Raw genomic sequence first — 17,272 nt, 5'->3', positions numbered from 1 at the left:
TAAAAATCGGCCCAAGGCAGCCATTTGCGTCAGCTGCATAGAAGGTTTGGTTCGAACCCTAAAGCGACCAATGCGATTAGCGCAGCATTCATCGAAGGGCGGAAACCGTCCATTCGCCGCGAGCGCGAGCTTGTCAGGCCGAATAGTCGGGGGCAGGCATTCAAGTGATCTTTAGTTCGGATTTCAATCTGCGCGACTGAATGACACCGGAAACTGAAAATATAGATATTGTGCAGAGAATTCCGGATTGTGATTTTGGTCTTGTGCGCAGCGCTTCGTCATCTGGTCGAGTAGATGGCTATTTTGATGATTTTTTCGTATTCTAGCCAATATGTTTGAAACTATGCCACTAACGTTCGCCGCGTCGGTAGGGTGCCATCAATGCCGCGGGGACTTCGGCTCTGCGGGCGACAAGGATGAGCGCAACGATCGAAAGTACATACGGCGCCATAAGGAACAATTGATATGGCACACCCTCAACCGTTGTCTGTAATCGCAGTTGGTAGGCATCGAAGAAAGCGAACAACATCGCGCCAATCAAAGCCTTACCGGGCCGCCAGCTAGCGAAAACTACCAATGCGATGCAGATCCAACCGCGCCCTTGCACCATGCCCGGGAAAAAGCTGTTGAACGCTGTTGTGGTCAGGAAGGCTCCGCCGACCGCCATCAAAGCCGACCCGACAACAACTGCGCCGATACGGATACGGATCGGGTTCAGCCCCTGCGCCTCAACCGCATGAGGGTTCTCTCCGGTCATACGAATAGCCAACCCCAAGGGCGTGCGGGCAAGAACATAGGCCATCACAACCACCGCAGCGAGCGCCAGATAGGTCGGCAAAGCTTGGTTAAAAAGGATCGGTCCCAAAACGGGAAGATCTGACAGGACCGGAATATCGAGCGGCTTAAAAGCCTCGATCGTAGGGGGCAAATCTCCCACCTCAACAAGCAACCTGTACAAGTAATAGGCTAAAGCGGATGCAAAAAGCGTTATGCCCAGCCCTGAGACGTGTTGCGAAAGCCCTAGTGGAACTGTCAGCATGGCATGAAGCAATCCCATCACCGCGCCGCAAAACGCTGCAAAAATGAGGCCTGCAAGCAATGGTGCTCCCATGTAGACGACAAGCCAACCGCTCATCGCCCCCATGGTCATGATCCCCTCGATTCCCAGATTAAGCACGCCCGAACGTTCGCAAAGCAACGCACCCAGAACACCAAATATGAGCGGTGTCGCAATACGCAGCACGGAAGCCCAAAGACTGGTATTCAGCAGCAGGTCAATTGCATCACTCATCTGCGCACCCGGTAGGTTGTGAAAAGAAGGGCCACGATCATGGTGAGTAGGCAAAGCGCCACAATCACATCGGCAATGAAACTGGGAACACCCGTCGCACGGCTCATGGCGTCGGCCCCGACAAAGACGGTGGCGACGAAAACAGCGGCAGCGACCACTCCGGCCGGATGCAAAGCGGCGAGCATGGCGACGACAATGCCTGCATAACCAAATCCGGGGCTCATAGTGGTGGTGACACCCGCAGTGACCCCCATGACTTCGACTGACCCGGCAAGCCCAGCCAGCGCGCCCGAAAGCAGGGCCACACCCATGATCGTTCGGGGCAGGGAAATTCCGGCAAAAGCAGCGGCACTGGCGTTTAAGCCTGCAGCTCGTGTTTCAGCACCAAAAACAGTGCGCGCAAGGATCAGCCAAACAGCACCTGCCGCAGCGATAGCAACAAGCAGCCCGATATGGAGACGTGTACGGGGGATCAGATCCGGAAGGCGGTATTCACCGTCTACGGGCACCGAAGAGGGCCACCCAAAGGCCAGCGGATCGCGCATAGGACCCTCAATCATGAGGCCAACGAAAAGGATCACGATGAAGTTGAGCAGCAGGGTTGTCACCACCTCATCTACGCCGAAACGCAAGCGTAGAAAGGCAGGCCCTGCCAACAGGGCCGCGCCTGCCGCCATGCCTGCCAACATCAAGATCGGAATACCTATCCACCCTGGAACTCCGAGTGAATGACCGATCCAAGCGGTGATTAGCGCCCCAACAAAGAACTGTCCCTCGCCCCCGATGTTCCAAAGCCGCGCTCTGAAGGCGACAGCTGCGGCAAGCCCCGTAAATATAAGAGGAGTGGCGCGGGTCAGCATTTCGGCGATGGAAAGGCGCGAGCCGAATGCGCCATTCACCATTTCGCCATAAGCCGTTAGCGGATCTACATCAGCAGCAGCGATGAGACCTGCGGCCAAAAGCAATGCAGTAAAGATCGCGGCCAGAGGTGCAAAAATCGCGAGGTGCAGCGGCACATGTGAGCGTCGTTCAAGCCGCATCATCATTTTCCTTCCAGACACCTGCCATCATCAGGCCAAGGCGTTGTGGGTTGGCTTCATCCGCCGATATCGGTTCTGACAAGCGACCTTTTACGATGGCCTGTATTCGGTCTGACAGGGCTACAGCTTCTTCCAATTCTTCTGAGATGAGCAGGATTGCGGCACCTTCGGCCCGTGCTGCCAAAAGCTCGGCATGAACCGAAGCAATTGCCCCTTCATCAAGACCACGCGTTGGCTGGTTTGCGAGCACAAAGCGCGGCCCGTTGGTCAGAACCCGGCCAAGGATCAGCTTTTGCATATTGCCGCCGGACAGCAGCCTTGTTCGCGTATCGGGGCTGGCGCCACGGATATCAAAACGTTCGATCAGCCCTGCAGTGTAATCCCGGGCGGCGCGTTGTCGAACAAAGCCGCGGTGCGAAAATTCCGGTGTGCGCAAGCGCTCAAGCACCGCGTTTTCCCACAAACTCAATTCGCCCACAACGCCTTCTGCATGCCGGTCTTCAGGCACCCTGCCTGCCCCCGCGCGGATCATGCCGCGCGGACCCAGATGGCCGATATCTTCGTCCAAAAGTGTTAACTGACCCGTACTCGGGTGTGCCAATCCTGACAGCAGCGCTCCGAGGGAAGACTGACCATTGCCTGATACGCCAACGATACCAAGGATTTCACCGGCATGGACAGCGAACGACATATCATCCAGCCGCAATTCACCATCTTCTTCTACGCTCACATCCTTTGCGATCAGGACTGGCGCTCCAATCTCATGGTCTTGACGCACAGGACGCTCGACCTTGCGGCCAACCATCAGTTCCGCCAACTCTTCTGGAGTGGTTTCGGGTGTTTTGCGTTCCGCGACCATCCTGCCGCCACGAAGCACCGCCACACGGTCAGAGGCTGCCATGACCTCATGCAGCTTGTGGCTGATGAAGATCAGTGAGAGACCTTCTTTCGTCATATCGCGCAGCGTCTCGAACAGGCGCATCGCTTCGGGCCGGGCCAGAACCGCAGTAGGTTCATCCAATATCAAAATACGCGCGTCGCGATAGAGCGCTTTCAGAATCTCGACTCTTTGTCGTTCACCAACAGATAGCGAACGAACCTTGGCCTCTGGGTTTACAGGCAGGCCGAACCGCTCTGAAATCTGCAATAGTTTCTTGCGTGCCTCACCACGAGCGGAACGCGTGCGCGTCAGCGGTTCGGAACCCAGCATTACGTTTTCAAGAACCGTGAGGTTGCCCGCAAGCGTGAAGTGTTGGTGTACCATTCCCACACCCACCTCGATCGCGGCGCGTGGTTGACCCGGGGGCAGCTCTTTGCCAAACACCCTGACCGAGCCTTCGTCGGCTGCGTAATGGCCGAACAGGATATTCATTAGCGTGGTCTTACCCGCACCATTTTCGCCCAGAAGAGCAAGAATTTCACCTTTTTCTAGTGTGAGGGTCACATCATCATTGGCGGTGAGTGTTCCGAAATGCTTGGTTATACCGTTTAGTTCCAGAACCTTGGTCATGTGGTCAGGCCTGCGATTGCGTGTGGAAAAGGGATTGCGGGCGCGCGGGCTTCGATAAGTGCGCCAAGTTTCAGCAGCGCTAAATCCGAGCCGGGGGGACCAATCAGCTGAACGCCGATTGGAAGACCATTTGCCATGCCAAAAGGCAGCGCCAAAGCTGACAAGCCCGCTACATTTGCAAGTGCTGCGTTCGGGGCAAAAGCCTCGAGCCGCGCCATGTGATCGTCTGGGGAGGACCCGGACAGATCCAAAGCGCCAACAACGGGCGGCGCAGACGAGAGGATCGGCATCAGGACAGCATCGGCAGACTTAAAAAGCTTACGAGATCGATTTGTCAGACGTGCGAGTTGTCGCGAGGCCGCAAAAAGCGCCGTGGCGGACGTCGCACGGCCCTCGGCAGCCATGGCTGCGGCAAGTGGTGGAATCTCATCATCAGTTATCCTGAGCGCAGTCAGCCACTCGGCCAAGGAAACAGCGAGTATGGCTCTGGCGATTGCGTGAGCCTCATCCCCAAGTTGGTCGAAGGCAGGAATATCGCACACCTCACAGCCTGCATCGCGCAGCGCGTCGGCAGCACTTTTCGCGGCCTTGCACTGGTCGGCACCGCATCGCTCCGGTAATGCCAATGCGACACGGGGGCGTTCTGGCAGATATACCGGGGCCATGGGCTGGGCTACCGCGTCAAAGGCGGTCTTCACATCGCGGACCGACCGCGCAAGGACCAGCTCAGACGCTATGCCCATCAGGTGATTGGCAAAATTAGGGCCTCCGGGCACCGCGCCACGAGAAGGCTTGAGTCCGGTCAAGCCGCAGCACGCAGCCGGAACCCTGATTGACCCGGCTGCATCCGTGGCATGAGCAATTGCAACAATACCAGCTGCAACCGCAGCTGCGGCGCCGCCGGACGAACCACCGGGTGTCAGTGCGGGGTTCCATGGATTACGGGTCACAGCCGCGCCATCAGGTTCGCATGTCAGTGAAAGGCCAAACGGCGGTGTTGCGGTCAAACCGAAAGGGATTAGGCCAGTTCGGCGAAGGCGTTGTAGCAGGTGGCTGTCGCTTTCGGGTCTATGACATCTCGCACGGATTGCCCCAGATCCTGCCGCCGCCGGCAGCCCTTTTGCGGAACCCCCTAGGTCTTTCACCAAAAAGGGAACCCCATGAAATGGCCCGCGCTGGTCTGGTGGCAATGCGTCTGCCACCTTTGCCCCATCGCGGGCCATTTCTTCGTCCAGATATACAACGGCCCCCAAATCCGCCCGTGCGTGGCAGGCGGCAAGACTGGATTCCATCAGTTCGCAGGCAGAAATCTGCCCTGCCGTGATGGCAGCTGCAAGAGCCGTGGCATCGGTCACGTCAAGACCCTCTTGATCAGGAGGGCTCGCTTTCATCAATCGGAACGTCCCATTCACCGGATTGAATCGCGGCCTGTTTGGCCTCCATCCCCGGGATGGCGTCGGCTGGCACTTCATCGGCGACATAGATCAGTTCATTGCCGCCATGGGCCATAAAAGAATATTCCGTGTAGTTACGACCTGTTGGATTGCCGGCCTGAACATCCGCCACGATGGCCTCGATTGTGGGACCGTAATTCCAGATCGCATTGGCAAAAACCGTGCCCGGGTAGCGTGGAGTATAGTCGATGAGCGAACCGATGGCCTTTACACCTCGCGCTTGGGCCGCATCCGCAGTGCCAATACGTTCGCCAAACAGTATGTCCGCGCCCGCGTCGATCTGGGCAATCGCAGCTTCCTGTGCGCGGGCCGGATCGAACCATGCACCGATAAAGCCGTTGACGAAGTTGGCGTCTGGGTTCACTTCGCTTACGCCCATGCGGAAAGCATTGATCAAAAGGTTCACCTCGGGGATCGGATAACCACCGACCGAGCCATAGACATTGCTTTCGGACATTTGTCCCGCAAGCATACCGGCCAGATAGGCTGCCTCGTGGTTGCGTGTGCCAAAGACACCGAAATTGTCACCTTCTGGCCCACCGGAAGACCCCATCAAAAACGCAGTGTCGGGGTAGTCACCCGCCACTTCGCGTGCTTCACGCTCCACAGCGTAAGATTCACCCCAGATGATTTGCGCACCTCCCTCGGCATATTCGCGCATCGCGCGGGGATAGTCGGTCGGCGCTACACCTTCTGAAAACTCATACTCTATCAGGCCAGCGGCAGCAGCTTCCTGCATCGCCAGGTGAATGCGACTGTTCCACGCATTTTCAACCGGAGACATGTGCACGCCGGCGACACGGATCGCAGATTGCGCATTCACGCGTCGGATATAAGCCGGCAGGGCCAGCGTGGCCGCAGCGCCGACCATCAATTGACGGCGGGTTGTGGTGAGCTTCATTGGTAAATCCTCTTCTGTTGGTGGCAATTCTTCTTGTTATTGAGCTTCCTAAGTATTTGGCCTGGGCGCGTAATCTGCGGGATCCAGGGTCGTGGGACGGCCAGGCAAAGACAGCGCGGCCATTCGTGGTTCTGTGCGAGCCAGCACTTTTCCGTTTTTTATAACGGCGAGCCGGGTGGCTTTCATGCGAATTGCTTCAATCGGGTCCTTCGCTTGCAGCACAACCATGTTGGCAGGGCCGCCTTCGCGGATCGTCGGGTCGGGCAAGCCCATTGTTTTGGCACCTTTCTGAGTCACGGATGTAAACGCCCACTCCATCGCCTCGCGGGATGTCATCGGCACGGCATGCACGCCCATATGAGCCACTTCCAACATGTCGGCGGAGCCAAGCGAATACCATGGGTCCATCGTACAATCCTGCCCGAAGGCGACATTTACACCCGCCGCGCGCAGCTCGGGCACTCGGGTCAGCCCCCGACGACGCGGATAGGTATCCGAACGGCCTTGCAGCGTTATATTGATGAGCGGGTTGGGCACCACGTTCATGCCGCTTTCTGCGATCAGAGGTATGAGCTTCGATGCATAGTAGTTGTCATACGAGTGCATCGCGGTGACATGACTTGCCGTTACCCGCCCACCAAGTCCAAGGCGCGTGGTCTCATAGGCTAAGGTTTCCACGTGGCGCGACATTGGATCGTCGCTTTCATCGCAATGCAAATCCAGCATCAGGCCTCGGTCCGCCGCTATCTCGGCCAGTCTTCTGACCGACCGTGCACCTTCCGACATCGTACGCTCAAAATGCGGGATGCCGCCCACGACATCGACACCCATATCAAGGGCTTGGATCAAATTTTTTTCCGCATTCTCTGCGCGGTAAAGGCCATCTTGCGGGAATGCTACCAATTGTAGATCAATATAGGGAGCGACCTGTTTGCGGACCTCCAACAGCGCTTCAACGCCAACCAAAGGTGTGGATGAAACATCCACATGCGATCGGATGGCCAGCAATCCCTGCGATACGGCAAGGTCGCAATATCGCATGGCGCGTTCAATTACTGCTTCTGGTGTCAGCAGGGGCTTCAATTCGCCCCAAAGCGCGATGCCTTCCAATAATGTACCCGAGACATTCATGCGAGGCGTTCCAAGGCTCAGGGTCGCGTCCATATGGAAGTGCGGGTCGGTAAACGGGGGCGAAACCAAGCGCCCAGCCGCGTCAATGACTTCGCCCGCCTCAGCCTCGATCTTGGGGGCAATTTCTGCGACGCGGTCCCCCTTGATCGCAATATCCAACGGCCCTCGGCCATCCGGCAGTTGGGCTTGTCTAATGATGATGTCGAGCATTCATCTTCCCCCAAATTTGACCACAAGGTAAAAGTATTCTGATTAAATGCTACATTTTTTTGCTGTGTTTCAGGAACCAGCGCTTCGGATAGTCTGACGCAATTCGAATGCCTGCAAGGCGGAATGCGAACGCAGCAATTCGTCGTATCGATGGATGGCGGCTTTGGAGCCATCCGCGCTAACCAATTATCCTGAACACATTGGCTTGATAGCGCGGTTATAGCCTTAGCACTCAGCTAGGCGCAGGAGCGCCAAGGCATCTCGCCACAATTGACAAGTGCGAGCGAGTAGCAACAAAAATGCAATCGACGGCTTGGAAGCGCCCCCAACCCCGCATGCCCCTATTTCTCGGCCCGGTTCTTCAAAAGCGCGGTCAACAAGGGCACCAGCAACGCTGGCAAAGACCCCAGCGGATTTGCCCCGATACTTTTGACCGCCTGAACCACCTCACGCGCCTCAGTGGCCATCTCTTCCATCTCGTCTTCAACGTCCGCGATTGCCATGTCGCGAACTTCCACCGCCGGGGCGATTTCATCCTCGACATTGGTCCGCCGCGCAAACAGAACAAGCAGCGCCGCCAAAAGCAAGTTCCCGGCCGCCAGTACCGCTGCTGCACCGGCGGAAGACATCAACGCGTCCAGTGCGAAAAAAATGGCAACATTCAGGGCAACCAGACCGGCCAGCGCAGCGATACCCGCCAGCACCATCAGGATCGTCTGCTGCTGCATCACCGCGAGACGACGACGCGCGATCAGGCGCTCCGTGCGATAGATCGTTACAAGATTTCTGCTAAGTCTGCTCATCTCACCCTCTCTATCTGCTGGCTCGGCCGACCACATACCCAAGCGAGAATGCAATCAGCAGAACTGTAATCGGATAGTCCTTCTGCAAACGGCCAAACTCGGCAACGACATCCTCACCCATGGCCTCGGCCCCGGATAGATCAACGCCATGCTCTTTCAGCAATCGCCGAATCTCATCGCTCGTCTTGGTCGAGGTCTTCTCTTCAGAACCCGCCTCCGCGCGCTCCTCCAGCTTCGCGTTTCGCGCGCGCAACGCCTCAAGTTCGGCTTCCAGTTCCGCTTTTGTCGCCATGAAACAAGACCTTTGTTGAAACAAGTTTACACAAGCGTCGCACATTTATGCCCGCTTTTGAACCACTTGGTCTGAGTTTCCAGCTTAGCTGGCCTGATCCACCGAGACACGGCTGACAATGCCACCGCCCACCAAGGCCTGCACACCTGTCGTTCCGGGGCAAGAGGTCGGCAAGCCCCGCGCCACGCGGACCGCCAGATAGGCGAAGGCCTGAGCCTCCAGCATATCGCCGTCCAGCCCGACGGCCTCGACCGGCTCAACCGGGCAATCCAACGAGACGCGCAGCATCTCCATCAAAACGGGGTTATGCCGACCTCCGCCGGTCACCAGAACACGCGCGGGCGGTTTCGGGCAATGCTGCATACCCTGCGCCACACCTGCCGCGCACATCGCGGTCAGGGTCGCAACCGCATCTGCATCGCTCAACTCCTGCACCAGTCGTACCATCTCGGCAAAGTCGTTTCGATCCAGGGATTTGGGCGGCATGCGCGCAAAGAATGGTTCGGCCAGAAACAGCTCAAGTGCACCGGTTTCCACGGTGCCGCCTCGGGCCACTGCACCGTCGCGATCCATCGGCTGGCCCAGACGGGCCTGCATCAGATCATCGACAGGCGCATTTGCCGGGCCGGTGTCAAAAGCCAGCAACGCCCCCGGTGCCTCAGGGCCATCAAAGGACGGGTCTACATAGGTCAAGTTGCCGACACCGCCGAGGTTCAGGAAACACAGCGGCTCCTGCGCATCGATCCATTTGGCACAGGCGAAATGGAAGAACGGGGCCAGAGGCGCGCCTTCGCCCCCCAAAGCCACGTCATCACTGCGGAAGTCCCAGACAACCGGTAAACCCAGCGCCTGCGCCAGTCCGACCCCATCGCCCACCTGCAAGGTGCCGCGCCCACGCGGTTCATGCGCAAGGGTCTGGCCGTGAAAGCCGATCAAATCCACCTCTTCGAATTCAGACAGGGCCTCAGCATGGGCCACGGTCACCAGCTCGCCCACGACTTCCACATCCGCGCCTTGCCATTGCCCCAAGGCGGCCCGGATCACCGCGCGTTCGGCCTCGGAATAGGCGCGATAGCCGGTTTCACCAAAGCTGAAGATCCGATGGCCATCGGTTTCGACCACGGCTGCATCCACGCCATCCATCGACGTTCCGGACATCGCCCCAAGCGCACGGATCGGCCCGTTTATTTTGTAGGACTGCCGCAAGGCTGCCTCCTGCCTGTATCAGACGTTGCACCCGCCTTCTGAACAATCAGAGCGTGCAACGGCGCCAACCTGCCCCGCCTATGGCAGACAAGGCAAGCGCCTTGCGCCCACACCGCAAAGAATTCTGCCCCGAGCGCCCTTCATGCGACGCTGGCCCGAGGTGTTTTTCAGCACAAAAGGCACCTTCCCCTTCCCTACGCCGCCGCCTATACAGTGCCCCGCAACAGTAACCCCGAGGGCACGATATGACCTACCACCCCAAATCGGATTTCATCGCCACGATGATCGAGCGCGGCTTTCTCGCCGACTGCACCGATTATCAAGGCCTTGACGACGCGCTGATCGACGGGGTGCAAACAGCTTATATCGGCTATGACGCCACCGCGCAGTCGCTGCATGTGGGTCACCTGATGAACATCATGGTGCTGCGTTGGCTGCAAAAGACCGGCCACAAGCCGATCACCCTGATGGGCGGCGGCACCACCAAGGTGGGCGACCCCTCGTTCCGCTCAGATGAACGCCCCCTGCTCGGTCCTGAACAGATCGACGCCAATATCGCCGGGATGCAGAAGGTTTTCGCCAAGTACCTGTCCTATGACGACAGCGAGACCGGCGCGCTGATGCTGAACAATGCGGAATGGCTCGACAGCCTTAACTACCTCGATTTCCTGCGCGATATCGGGCGGCATTTCTCGGTCAACCGGATGCTGTCCTTCGAGTCGGTGAAATCCCGGCTGGACCGCGAACAATCGCTGAGCTTCCTGGAATTCAACTACATGATCCTGCAGGCCTACGACTTCCTTGAGCTGAACCGCCGCTATGGCTGCGTTCTGCAAATGGGTGGCTCGGATCAGTGGGGCAATATCGTCAACGGTATCGACCTGACCCGCCGCGTCTTGGATCAGGAAATCTACGGCCTGACGACACCTTTGCTGACCACCAGCGACGGCCGCAAGATGGGCAAATCGCAGGGCGGCGCGATCTGGCTGAACGGCGATATGCTGTCGCCTTATGAGTTCTGGCAGTTCTGGCGCAACACCACCGACGCCGATGTAGGCCGCTTCCTAAAAATCTTCACCGAGCTTCCGGTCGATGAATGCGAGCGCATGGGTGCGTTGCAGGGGTCCGAGATCAACGAAGCCAAAATCCGCCTCGCCAATGAAGTCACGACCCTTCTGCATGGTGCCGAAGCCGCTGCCAAAGCCGAGGCCACCGCGCGCGAGGTGTTCGAAAAAGGCGGAGTTGGCGGAGACCTTCCGACCCTCACGCTCAGCGCGGATGAGCTGGGCGATGGCATATCGATCGTGCAGTTGATCGTGAAATCCGGTCTGGCCAAGTCCGGGAAAGAGGCCAAGCGCCTGATATCGGAAAACGGCGCCAAGCTGGACGATGCGCCGCTGACGGATGCAGGCCTGATGATTGACGCAGGCGCGCTTTCCTCTCCGATCAAACTGAGCGCAGGCAAGAAACGCCACGCTCTGGTTCAGCTGGGCTGATCTTTCTCGTTTCCGGGCGCAAACACCTGCGCCCGGAGCGCCTTATTTCGATGATGCCGAAATCTATGCTAAACTGCTGACTATTGAAGCGTTTTAGTATGATTTGAACATGGTAGTTGCGAACAAATTCACATCTTCCCGCCGCGCCGACGTTGTCTTTGAGGGCGAAAAATTCTCGACCGGCGCGGATGAAGTAACCTGCATCCTGACAACCGACAGCTTGAAGCAAAAGGGAAGCTCTCCGGCTACCGGCCATTGCGCGATTGTCGAGCGGTTCAACTCGCGCTGGGATGTAAAAGACCTGATTGATCTGGCTGCGGTGCAAAAGGCGCTATCCAACAAGTCGACGCTACAAAAGCTTGCAAAGGCAAATTCGGTCGACAAGATTTTGGAACTTCTGGCGCTGACAGAAATTCAGATGCTGTCCGACTACTCGGAACTGCAGGCACAGACATACATCAAAGGCCACATCCTAAGCGAAAAACTTGGCGGGCCCGGCACCAATGTGAATCTGACGCCCATGTCGGCCAGCTCGAACTCGACCTACTACAGCGCCTTTGAATCCAAGCTGATCAAGAGCTTGCAGGACTTCAGAAAAGAAGAGAATGCCTCGGGCTACCGGGTCCGCGTCCGGTTTCATGCAAAGTGCAGCGGCGGCATGAAACCCTGGTGGAGCAGTGCGTCAAAGGAAACCTCGCGCATGTTGAGCAAGCTGCCGAGAACCCTGAAAGCAAGCTGGCGGGTAGACAGCTTTTTCAAAGACGGCAAACCTGGCGAGCGGATCGCAAAGTCGAAATTACCGGCATCGGCAGCAAAGAAGATGCCTAAAGCGACTGGCGCTAAACCGGTCACCTACCCGCTGGCGCTGTAAATTGCCAAGCTGGCGCTGGCTGCAACCGGGGATTAATTTGCTGGCGTAAGTCGCCGAATTTGGCGACCTACACAAAGTTTAGGCACCGCGTCACGATGGGCTACTTCTTGCCCTTTCCTCCGCCATTCTTGCCGCCGCCTTTGTCGTCGCCGCCTTTACTGCCTCCTTTTCCATCACCGCCTTTGCCGCCTCCGCTGTTTCCACCATTTCCGTTGCCGCCGCCGCCGTTTCCGGAACCGCCGCCCTGACCATTATTACCACCACCGTTACCGGTGCCCGGCCCTGAACCTCCGTTGTTGCCGCCACCGTTTCCGGGGTTTCCACCATTTCCATTGCCGTTGCCGGGACCGCCGTTGTTGCCGCCATTGCCACCGTTACCGGGGCCGTCACCGCCGCCGCCATTACCGGGGCCATCGCCGCCGTTACCCGGTCCATCGCCCCCATCACCGGGGCCGTCATCGCCGCCTGGACCACCGTCACCTGCCGGACCGCCTCCGCCGCCGTTGCCCGGACCGCTAGAAGACCTGTCCTCGCCTTGGTTCGAAGCGGCCTGCACACTCGCCGTGGGCAAATCGGTCAGCAAAGTTGCCAATCCCGGACATTGTGCACCTGTAACGCTGAGAGTGGTCTCGAAATCGGCGCGCTTCTGCAGACGCTCCAGAAAGCTGGGCGTAACCTGCGCGCAATCGCACAAACCTGCGTAGTCTCCGGCATTGGCGAGATCACGCGCTGTTTTCCAGTTACAGGTTTCAGGCACGGCTGCTGCGCTTCCGACCATGAACACCCCGACAAACGGCGCAATCGCAAGCGCGCCAAGTTTTTGCTTTGTACTCTTTAACATTTCAGCACCTCCTGACGAAAAAACACCCGACCGCGTCAGGTTGTTCATTCACGAGTTGGCGATCTTCCGTGAAGCCGATCTGAAGGGTTTCTGAGGATTTCTTCAGAACCCAACGCGGGGTCCAAAGCCAAACCTATAGACAGGACGCGGCTAAACTGTTTATTGAACATATGTTCATTAACCCGCGAGGAGGCCCATCATGAACCTGTCCGACACCGCAGCCATCATCACCGGCGGCGCGTCCGGTTTGGGCGAAGCCACCGCCCGGCACTTTGCCGCGCAGGGCGCTCAGGTCACGCTGCTGGATCGCGATGCAGACCGAGGCGCGAAGGTCGCCGCCGAGATCGGAGGGCATTTCACTGAGACCGACGTAACCCAAGAAGCCTCGGTCGCAGCAGCGGTCGGGCTGGCCACGGACAAAATGGGCAAGATCACTGCCGCCGTGAATTGCGCTGGTATTGCGGACGGTATCAAAACCGTCGGGCGCGACGGCCCGCACCCTCTGGACGCGTTCCAGCGTACAATCGACATCAATCTGGTGGGCAGCTTCAATGTCGCCCGTTTGGCTGCGGCTCAAATGGCCTTGAATGAACCCGATGCAGACGGGGCCCGTGGAGTCATCATCAACACCGCTTCAATCGCGGCATTCGACGGACAAAAGGGCCAGGCGGCCTATGCGGCCTCAAAAGGCGGCGTGGTTGGTATGACCCTACCCATGGCGCGCGATCTGGCCTCAACCGGTATCCGCGTGATGACCATCGCCCCGGGCATTTTCATGACGCCCATGCTGGCCGGTCTGCCGGAAGAGGTGCAAGCCCAATTGGCCGCTGACGTTCCGAACCCACCCCGCTTGGGGGACCCAAAGGAATACGGACGCCTCGCTGCTTTCATCGTCGAGATGGGCTATCTGAACGGAGAGGTCATCCGCATCGACGGCGCTCTAAGGATGCGCTAACCCTAAAAACATGAGCGAGCGACAGAAAATGGCGGCAGGTACGTGGTACACCTGCCTCGATCCGGAACTGGAAGACTTGCGCCAGACCGCCCGTCGCGCCGTTTACGCCCGCAACACATGCCAACCGGATGATCGCGGCCCCATCGCGCCCGAGCTGCACGCGCTTTTCGCCGAAACTGGGCATATGTGCTTCATCGAAGCCCCGTTTCATTGCGCCTATGGATTCAACCTATCTCTGGGCGATCGTGTCTATTTTAATGCGGGCTGTACCGTATTGGATACCGCGCCGGTAAGGATCGGCAGCGACACAATGCTCGGACCTAGCGTCCAGATCTACTGCGCTGAACACGCCAAGGACCCCGCCCTGCGCGCAGACGGTCTTGAAGTCGCGCATCCGGTCACGATTGGAGAGAATGTTTGGATTGGCGGCGGCGCTGTAATCCTGCCTGGTGTCTCAATCGGCGACCGGGCCATTGTAGGCGCGGGCAGTGTCGTGACCAAATCTGTCGCACCCGATGAAACCATCGTTGGCAACCCAGCACGCCCGATCCGGGGAAGCGCATAAGACGACCTTGAAAACCTGAGGAAACTGAGTTTCGGGTCTTTTGCTACCCGCCTTCGGCCTTTTCCTCAAGCATCAGCCACTCTTCCTCGGAGGCCGACAGTTTTTCCTGCCGTTCGACCAACGCCTCGGTGGCTTTTTGGAACTTGACCGGCTCGCGCGTGAACAAATCCGGGTCCGCCATCAGCTCTTCCAGCTTGGCAATCTCGGCCTCCAGCCGCGCAATCTCGGCCGGGAGCTTCTCCAACCGGTGCTTTTCCGAGAAAGACAGGCCAGACTTTGGCTTGGCTTCCTGCTTCACCTTTGGCTTGGAAGCTTTTGTTTTCTCTTCTTTCTTAGGGGCAAGATCACCCCGCTGAGCGATATAGTCCGACCACCCGCCCGCATAGACGGTCGCGCGGCCATTGCCCTCCATCGCGATGGTTGTGGTGGCAACGCGGTCCAAAAAGTCCCGGTCGTGGCTGACCAGCAGAACCGTGCCGTCATAGTCGTCCAACAGCTCTTGCAACAGGTCCAGAGTTTCCACATCCAGATCGTTGGTCGGTTCGTCCAGCACCAGTAGATTCGACGGTTTCGCCATCAGCTTCGCCAACAGCAAGCGCGCTTTTTCCCCGCCGGACAGGGACTTAACAGCTGCTCTTGCCTGGCGTTCATCGAACAGAAACTCTTTGAGGTAGCCCACAACATGCTTGGGCTGCCCGCCAACCATGACCTGATCGGCCTTGCCTGATACCCGCATCTCGGGGTCGCCGGTCAGGCTGTCCCACAGGCTCATCTCAGGGTCCAACTGCGCGCGGGTCTGGTCAAAAACCGCGATTTCGAGGTTGGTTCCCAGCGTCACAGAGCCTTCATCCGGGGTCTCCTGCCCCAGCAGCATCTTCAACAGAGTGGTTTTGCCCACCCCGTTCGGCCCAACAAAAGCAACCCGATCGCCACGCTGCGCCAACAGATCAAAGCCGCGTACGATCTGCTTGTCGCCATAGGCTTTCGACAAAGCCTTGGCCTCGATCACCTTGCGACCGGACTTCGGGCCCGCTTCGAGTGACATAGCCGCCGAGCCCTGACGTTTGATCTGCGCCGCCTTCTCGGCCCTCAAGGCCTGCAACGCGCGCACCCGCCCTTGGTTGCGCTTACGTCGCGCGCTGATCCCTTCGACCGCCCATTTCGCCTCGGACTTGATCAGACGGTTCAATTTGTGCCGCTGCTGATCTTCCTCTTCCCAGACCTTGTCGCGCCAAGTCTCGAACGCCTCAAACCCCTGCTCCTGCCGCCGCACCATGCCGCGATCAATCCACAGGGTCGCGCGGGTCAACGCCCGCAGGAACGCGCGGTCGTGCGAGATCAGCACATAGGCGGCCCGCGCCGCGCCCAATTCGCGCTCAAGCCAAGCGATGGCTTCGATGTCCAGATGGTTGGTCGGCTCGTCCAGCAGCATCAGGTCCGGCGCTTCGGCCATCAGTTTGGCCAAAGCGGCCCGCCGCCGTTCCCCGCCCGAGGCAGTCTCAACGGGGCGCGATGGGTCGAATTTCAAGCCCTCACCGGCGCGTTCGACCTTGTACAGCTCGCCCGGCTCCAACCCGCTTGAGGCATAATCGCCCAGCGTCGCGAACCCCTCCATCCCCGGGTCCTGCTGCATATACCCAACGGATTTACCGGGAGGCACAACGATCTCGCCCTGATCGGCCTCAACCAACCCTGCCATCACTTTCATCAAGGTAGACTTACCCGAGCCGTTGCGCCCCACAAGCGCAACGCGATCACCCGGCTGGACCACCAGATCCAAACCGGAAAACACCGGATCACCCCCGAACGTCAGGGAAATGCCGGACATCTGCAACAAAGGAATTCTCGCCATGCCCGCCAGCTAAACCGGCAGGGCTGGCGCGTCAACGCCCACACCTTCTTCTCGTCGAAAATCCGGAGTTACCGAGCCACTGCCCGCAGCAACCGTTTGCGGGCCGGGGGAATCGCGCCAATCTCCAACCCGGTGAAAACGTGCAACGTGTTCATGTGCCGATCCACCACCGCATGATCGCTAACCCAGCCGCCCATCATCAGATAGGTGCGCAGCAATGGCGGCATCCGCAGCATCGCTTTCTTGACGTCCGGCCTGCGACGCAGCTTGGACGCAAACCGAAACACATCCGGCGCTTTCACCCGCGGCAGCCAGCGTTTCGGGGCCAAATGACGGTGTTTGAGCATCGCGAACGCGTCCAGATACTCGGTCGTCTCGGTCCCTGCGAATGAGGAACATCCAAACAGCATCTCGATCCCGTTCTGGTCCACATAGGCCGTCATCGCACCCCACGCCACACGTAGGATGTCCGGGTCTGTCCAGTCGGGGTGGATACAGAACCGCCCCATCTCAACCATACGGCCTGAGAATCCTTCAAGGCTGGACAGATCGTAAAACTGCGCCGAGTAGCTACGCCCGACCTCAGTCCCGCTATCCATGGTCAGCATACGGAAACAACAGACCAGAGCGCCCTCGTCCTGCAGATCTTCAACCAGAACATGGGCGCAAACCAGATCGAACGCGTCAGCATCCAATGCGCCGGTGCCAAATGCCCGCGTTCGGAGCGCCTGCGCCGCCGCCAGATCTTCGTCACTCTGCGCCAGACGTGCCCGAAAGCGCCCTTTGCTCAACAACACAGCCATGACCGCATCCTCCGCCCTTGCCGACCGGATTTCAACCTTATGACTCTGCTA

16 protein-coding genes are annotated in these 17,272 nt (G+C 58.6%); 4 read left to right on the top strand and 12 right to left on the bottom strand.

Going from position 1 to position 17,272, the window contains the following annotated elements:
* Positions 1-349: 349 nt before the first annotated feature.
* The 9 genes from ACR0NO_RS00220 to ACR0NO_RS00180 all read right to left on the bottom strand — a co-directional run bounded on the left by ACR0NO_RS00220 (position 350) and on the right by ACR0NO_RS00180 (position 9,838).
* On the bottom strand, positions 350-1,291 hold the full coding sequence (locus ACR0NO_RS00220) for an ABC transporter permease (RefSeq protein ID WP_480722563.1): 942 nt from the start codon (positions 1,289-1,291) through the stop codon (positions 350-352).
* Entirely contained in the window at positions 1,288-2,331 is a 1,044-nt protein-coding gene (locus tag ACR0NO_RS00215) for an ABC transporter permease (protein WP_480722562.1), read from the bottom strand. The genes ACR0NO_RS00220 and ACR0NO_RS00215 overlap by 4 nt, the downstream gene beginning before the upstream one ends.
* The gene (locus ACR0NO_RS00210; RefSeq protein WP_480722560.1) at positions 2,321-3,841 is read right to left on the bottom strand and encodes an ABC transporter ATP-binding protein; all 1,521 of its coding nucleotides are present in this window, start codon (positions 3,839-3,841) and stop codon (positions 2,321-2,323) included. Before ACR0NO_RS00210 ends, ACR0NO_RS00215 begins: the two co-directional genes overlap by 11 nt.
* Entirely contained in the window at positions 3,838-5,232 is a 1,395-nt protein-coding gene (locus ACR0NO_RS00205) for an amidase (RefSeq protein ID WP_480722559.1), read from the bottom strand. Before ACR0NO_RS00205 ends, ACR0NO_RS00210 begins: the two co-directional genes overlap by 4 nt.
* Positions 5,213-6,196: a BMP family protein gene (locus tag ACR0NO_RS00200; protein WP_480722557.1), complete on the bottom strand. Its 984-nt coding sequence runs from the start codon at positions 6,194-6,196 to the stop codon at positions 5,213-5,215. The genes ACR0NO_RS00205 and ACR0NO_RS00200 overlap by 20 nt, the downstream gene beginning before the upstream one ends.
* 48 nt (positions 6,197-6,244) lie before the next feature.
* Positions 6,245-7,537, bottom strand: a complete 1,293-nt coding sequence (locus ACR0NO_RS00195; RefSeq protein WP_480722556.1) for an amidohydrolase family protein — start codon at positions 7,535-7,537, stop codon at positions 6,245-6,247.
* A 341-nt stretch (positions 7,538-7,878) separates the two neighbouring features.
* A complete protein-coding gene (locus ACR0NO_RS00190; protein ID WP_480722555.1) occupies positions 7,879-8,340 on the bottom strand; it encodes a hypothetical protein in 462 nt (153 codons plus the stop codon).
* Positions 8,341-8,350: 10 nt separating this feature from the next.
* Positions 8,351-8,632, bottom strand: coding sequence for a hypothetical protein (locus ACR0NO_RS00185; protein WP_480722554.1), 282 nt, complete (start codon positions 8,630-8,632; stop codon positions 8,351-8,353).
* A gap of 84 nt (positions 8,633-8,716) precedes the next feature.
* On the bottom strand, positions 8,717-9,838 hold the full coding sequence (locus ACR0NO_RS00180) for an anhydro-N-acetylmuramic acid kinase (protein WP_480722553.1): 1,122 nt from the start codon (positions 9,836-9,838) through the stop codon (positions 8,717-8,719).
* Between the two features lie 245 nt (positions 9,839-10,083).
* On the opposite strand from ACR0NO_RS00180, the gene tyrS reads away from it, so the two are divergent.
* A complete protein-coding gene (gene tyrS / locus ACR0NO_RS00175; protein ID WP_480722552.1) occupies positions 10,084-11,334 on the top strand; it encodes a tyrosine--tRNA ligase in 1,251 nt (416 codons plus the stop codon).
* A gap of 109 nt (positions 11,335-11,443) precedes the next feature.
* The gene (locus ACR0NO_RS00170; RefSeq protein ID WP_480722551.1) at positions 11,444-12,205 is read left to right on the top strand and encodes a DNA/RNA non-specific endonuclease; all 762 of its coding nucleotides are present in this window, start codon (positions 11,444-11,446) and stop codon (positions 12,203-12,205) included.
* Between the two features lie 100 nt (positions 12,206-12,305).
* On the opposite strand, the gene ACR0NO_RS00165 is transcribed toward ACR0NO_RS00170, so the two are convergent.
* On the bottom strand, positions 12,306-13,046 hold the full coding sequence (locus tag ACR0NO_RS00165) for a hypothetical protein (protein ID WP_480722550.1): 741 nt from the start codon (positions 13,044-13,046) through the stop codon (positions 12,306-12,308).
* 199 nt (positions 13,047-13,245) lie between these two features.
* On the opposite strand from ACR0NO_RS00165, the gene ACR0NO_RS00160 reads away from it, so the two are divergent.
* On the top strand, positions 13,246-14,001 hold the full coding sequence (locus ACR0NO_RS00160; protein WP_480722549.1) for a 3-hydroxyacyl-CoA dehydrogenase: 756 nt from the start codon (positions 13,246-13,248) through the stop codon (positions 13,999-14,001).
* 10 nt (positions 14,002-14,011) lie between these two features.
* Positions 14,012-14,566: a sugar O-acetyltransferase gene (locus ACR0NO_RS00155; RefSeq protein WP_480722547.1), complete on the top strand. Its 555-nt coding sequence runs from the start codon at positions 14,012-14,014 to the stop codon at positions 14,564-14,566.
* Between the two features lie 43 nt (positions 14,567-14,609).
* Here the strand turns inward: ACR0NO_RS00155 and ACR0NO_RS00150 are convergent, their stop codons facing one another.
* Together ACR0NO_RS00150 and ACR0NO_RS00145 are read right to left on the bottom strand one after the other, a co-directional pair.
* Positions 14,610-16,418 carry an ABC-F family ATP-binding cassette domain-containing protein gene (locus ACR0NO_RS00150; RefSeq protein WP_480722546.1) on the bottom strand — a complete coding sequence of 603 codons (1,809 nt, stop codon included), beginning with the start codon at positions 16,416-16,418 and terminating at the stop codon, positions 14,610-14,612.
* A 68-nt stretch (positions 16,419-16,486) separates the two neighbouring features.
* The gene (locus ACR0NO_RS00145; RefSeq protein WP_480722545.1) at positions 16,487-17,221 is read right to left on the bottom strand and encodes a GNAT family N-acetyltransferase; all 735 of its coding nucleotides are present in this window, start codon (positions 17,219-17,221) and stop codon (positions 16,487-16,489) included.
* Positions 17,222-17,272: the final 51 nt, after the last annotated feature.

Source organism: Ruegeria sp. CL3 (assembly GCF_056536505.1).
This window is presented reverse-complemented; position numbering and strand designations above follow the sequence as displayed.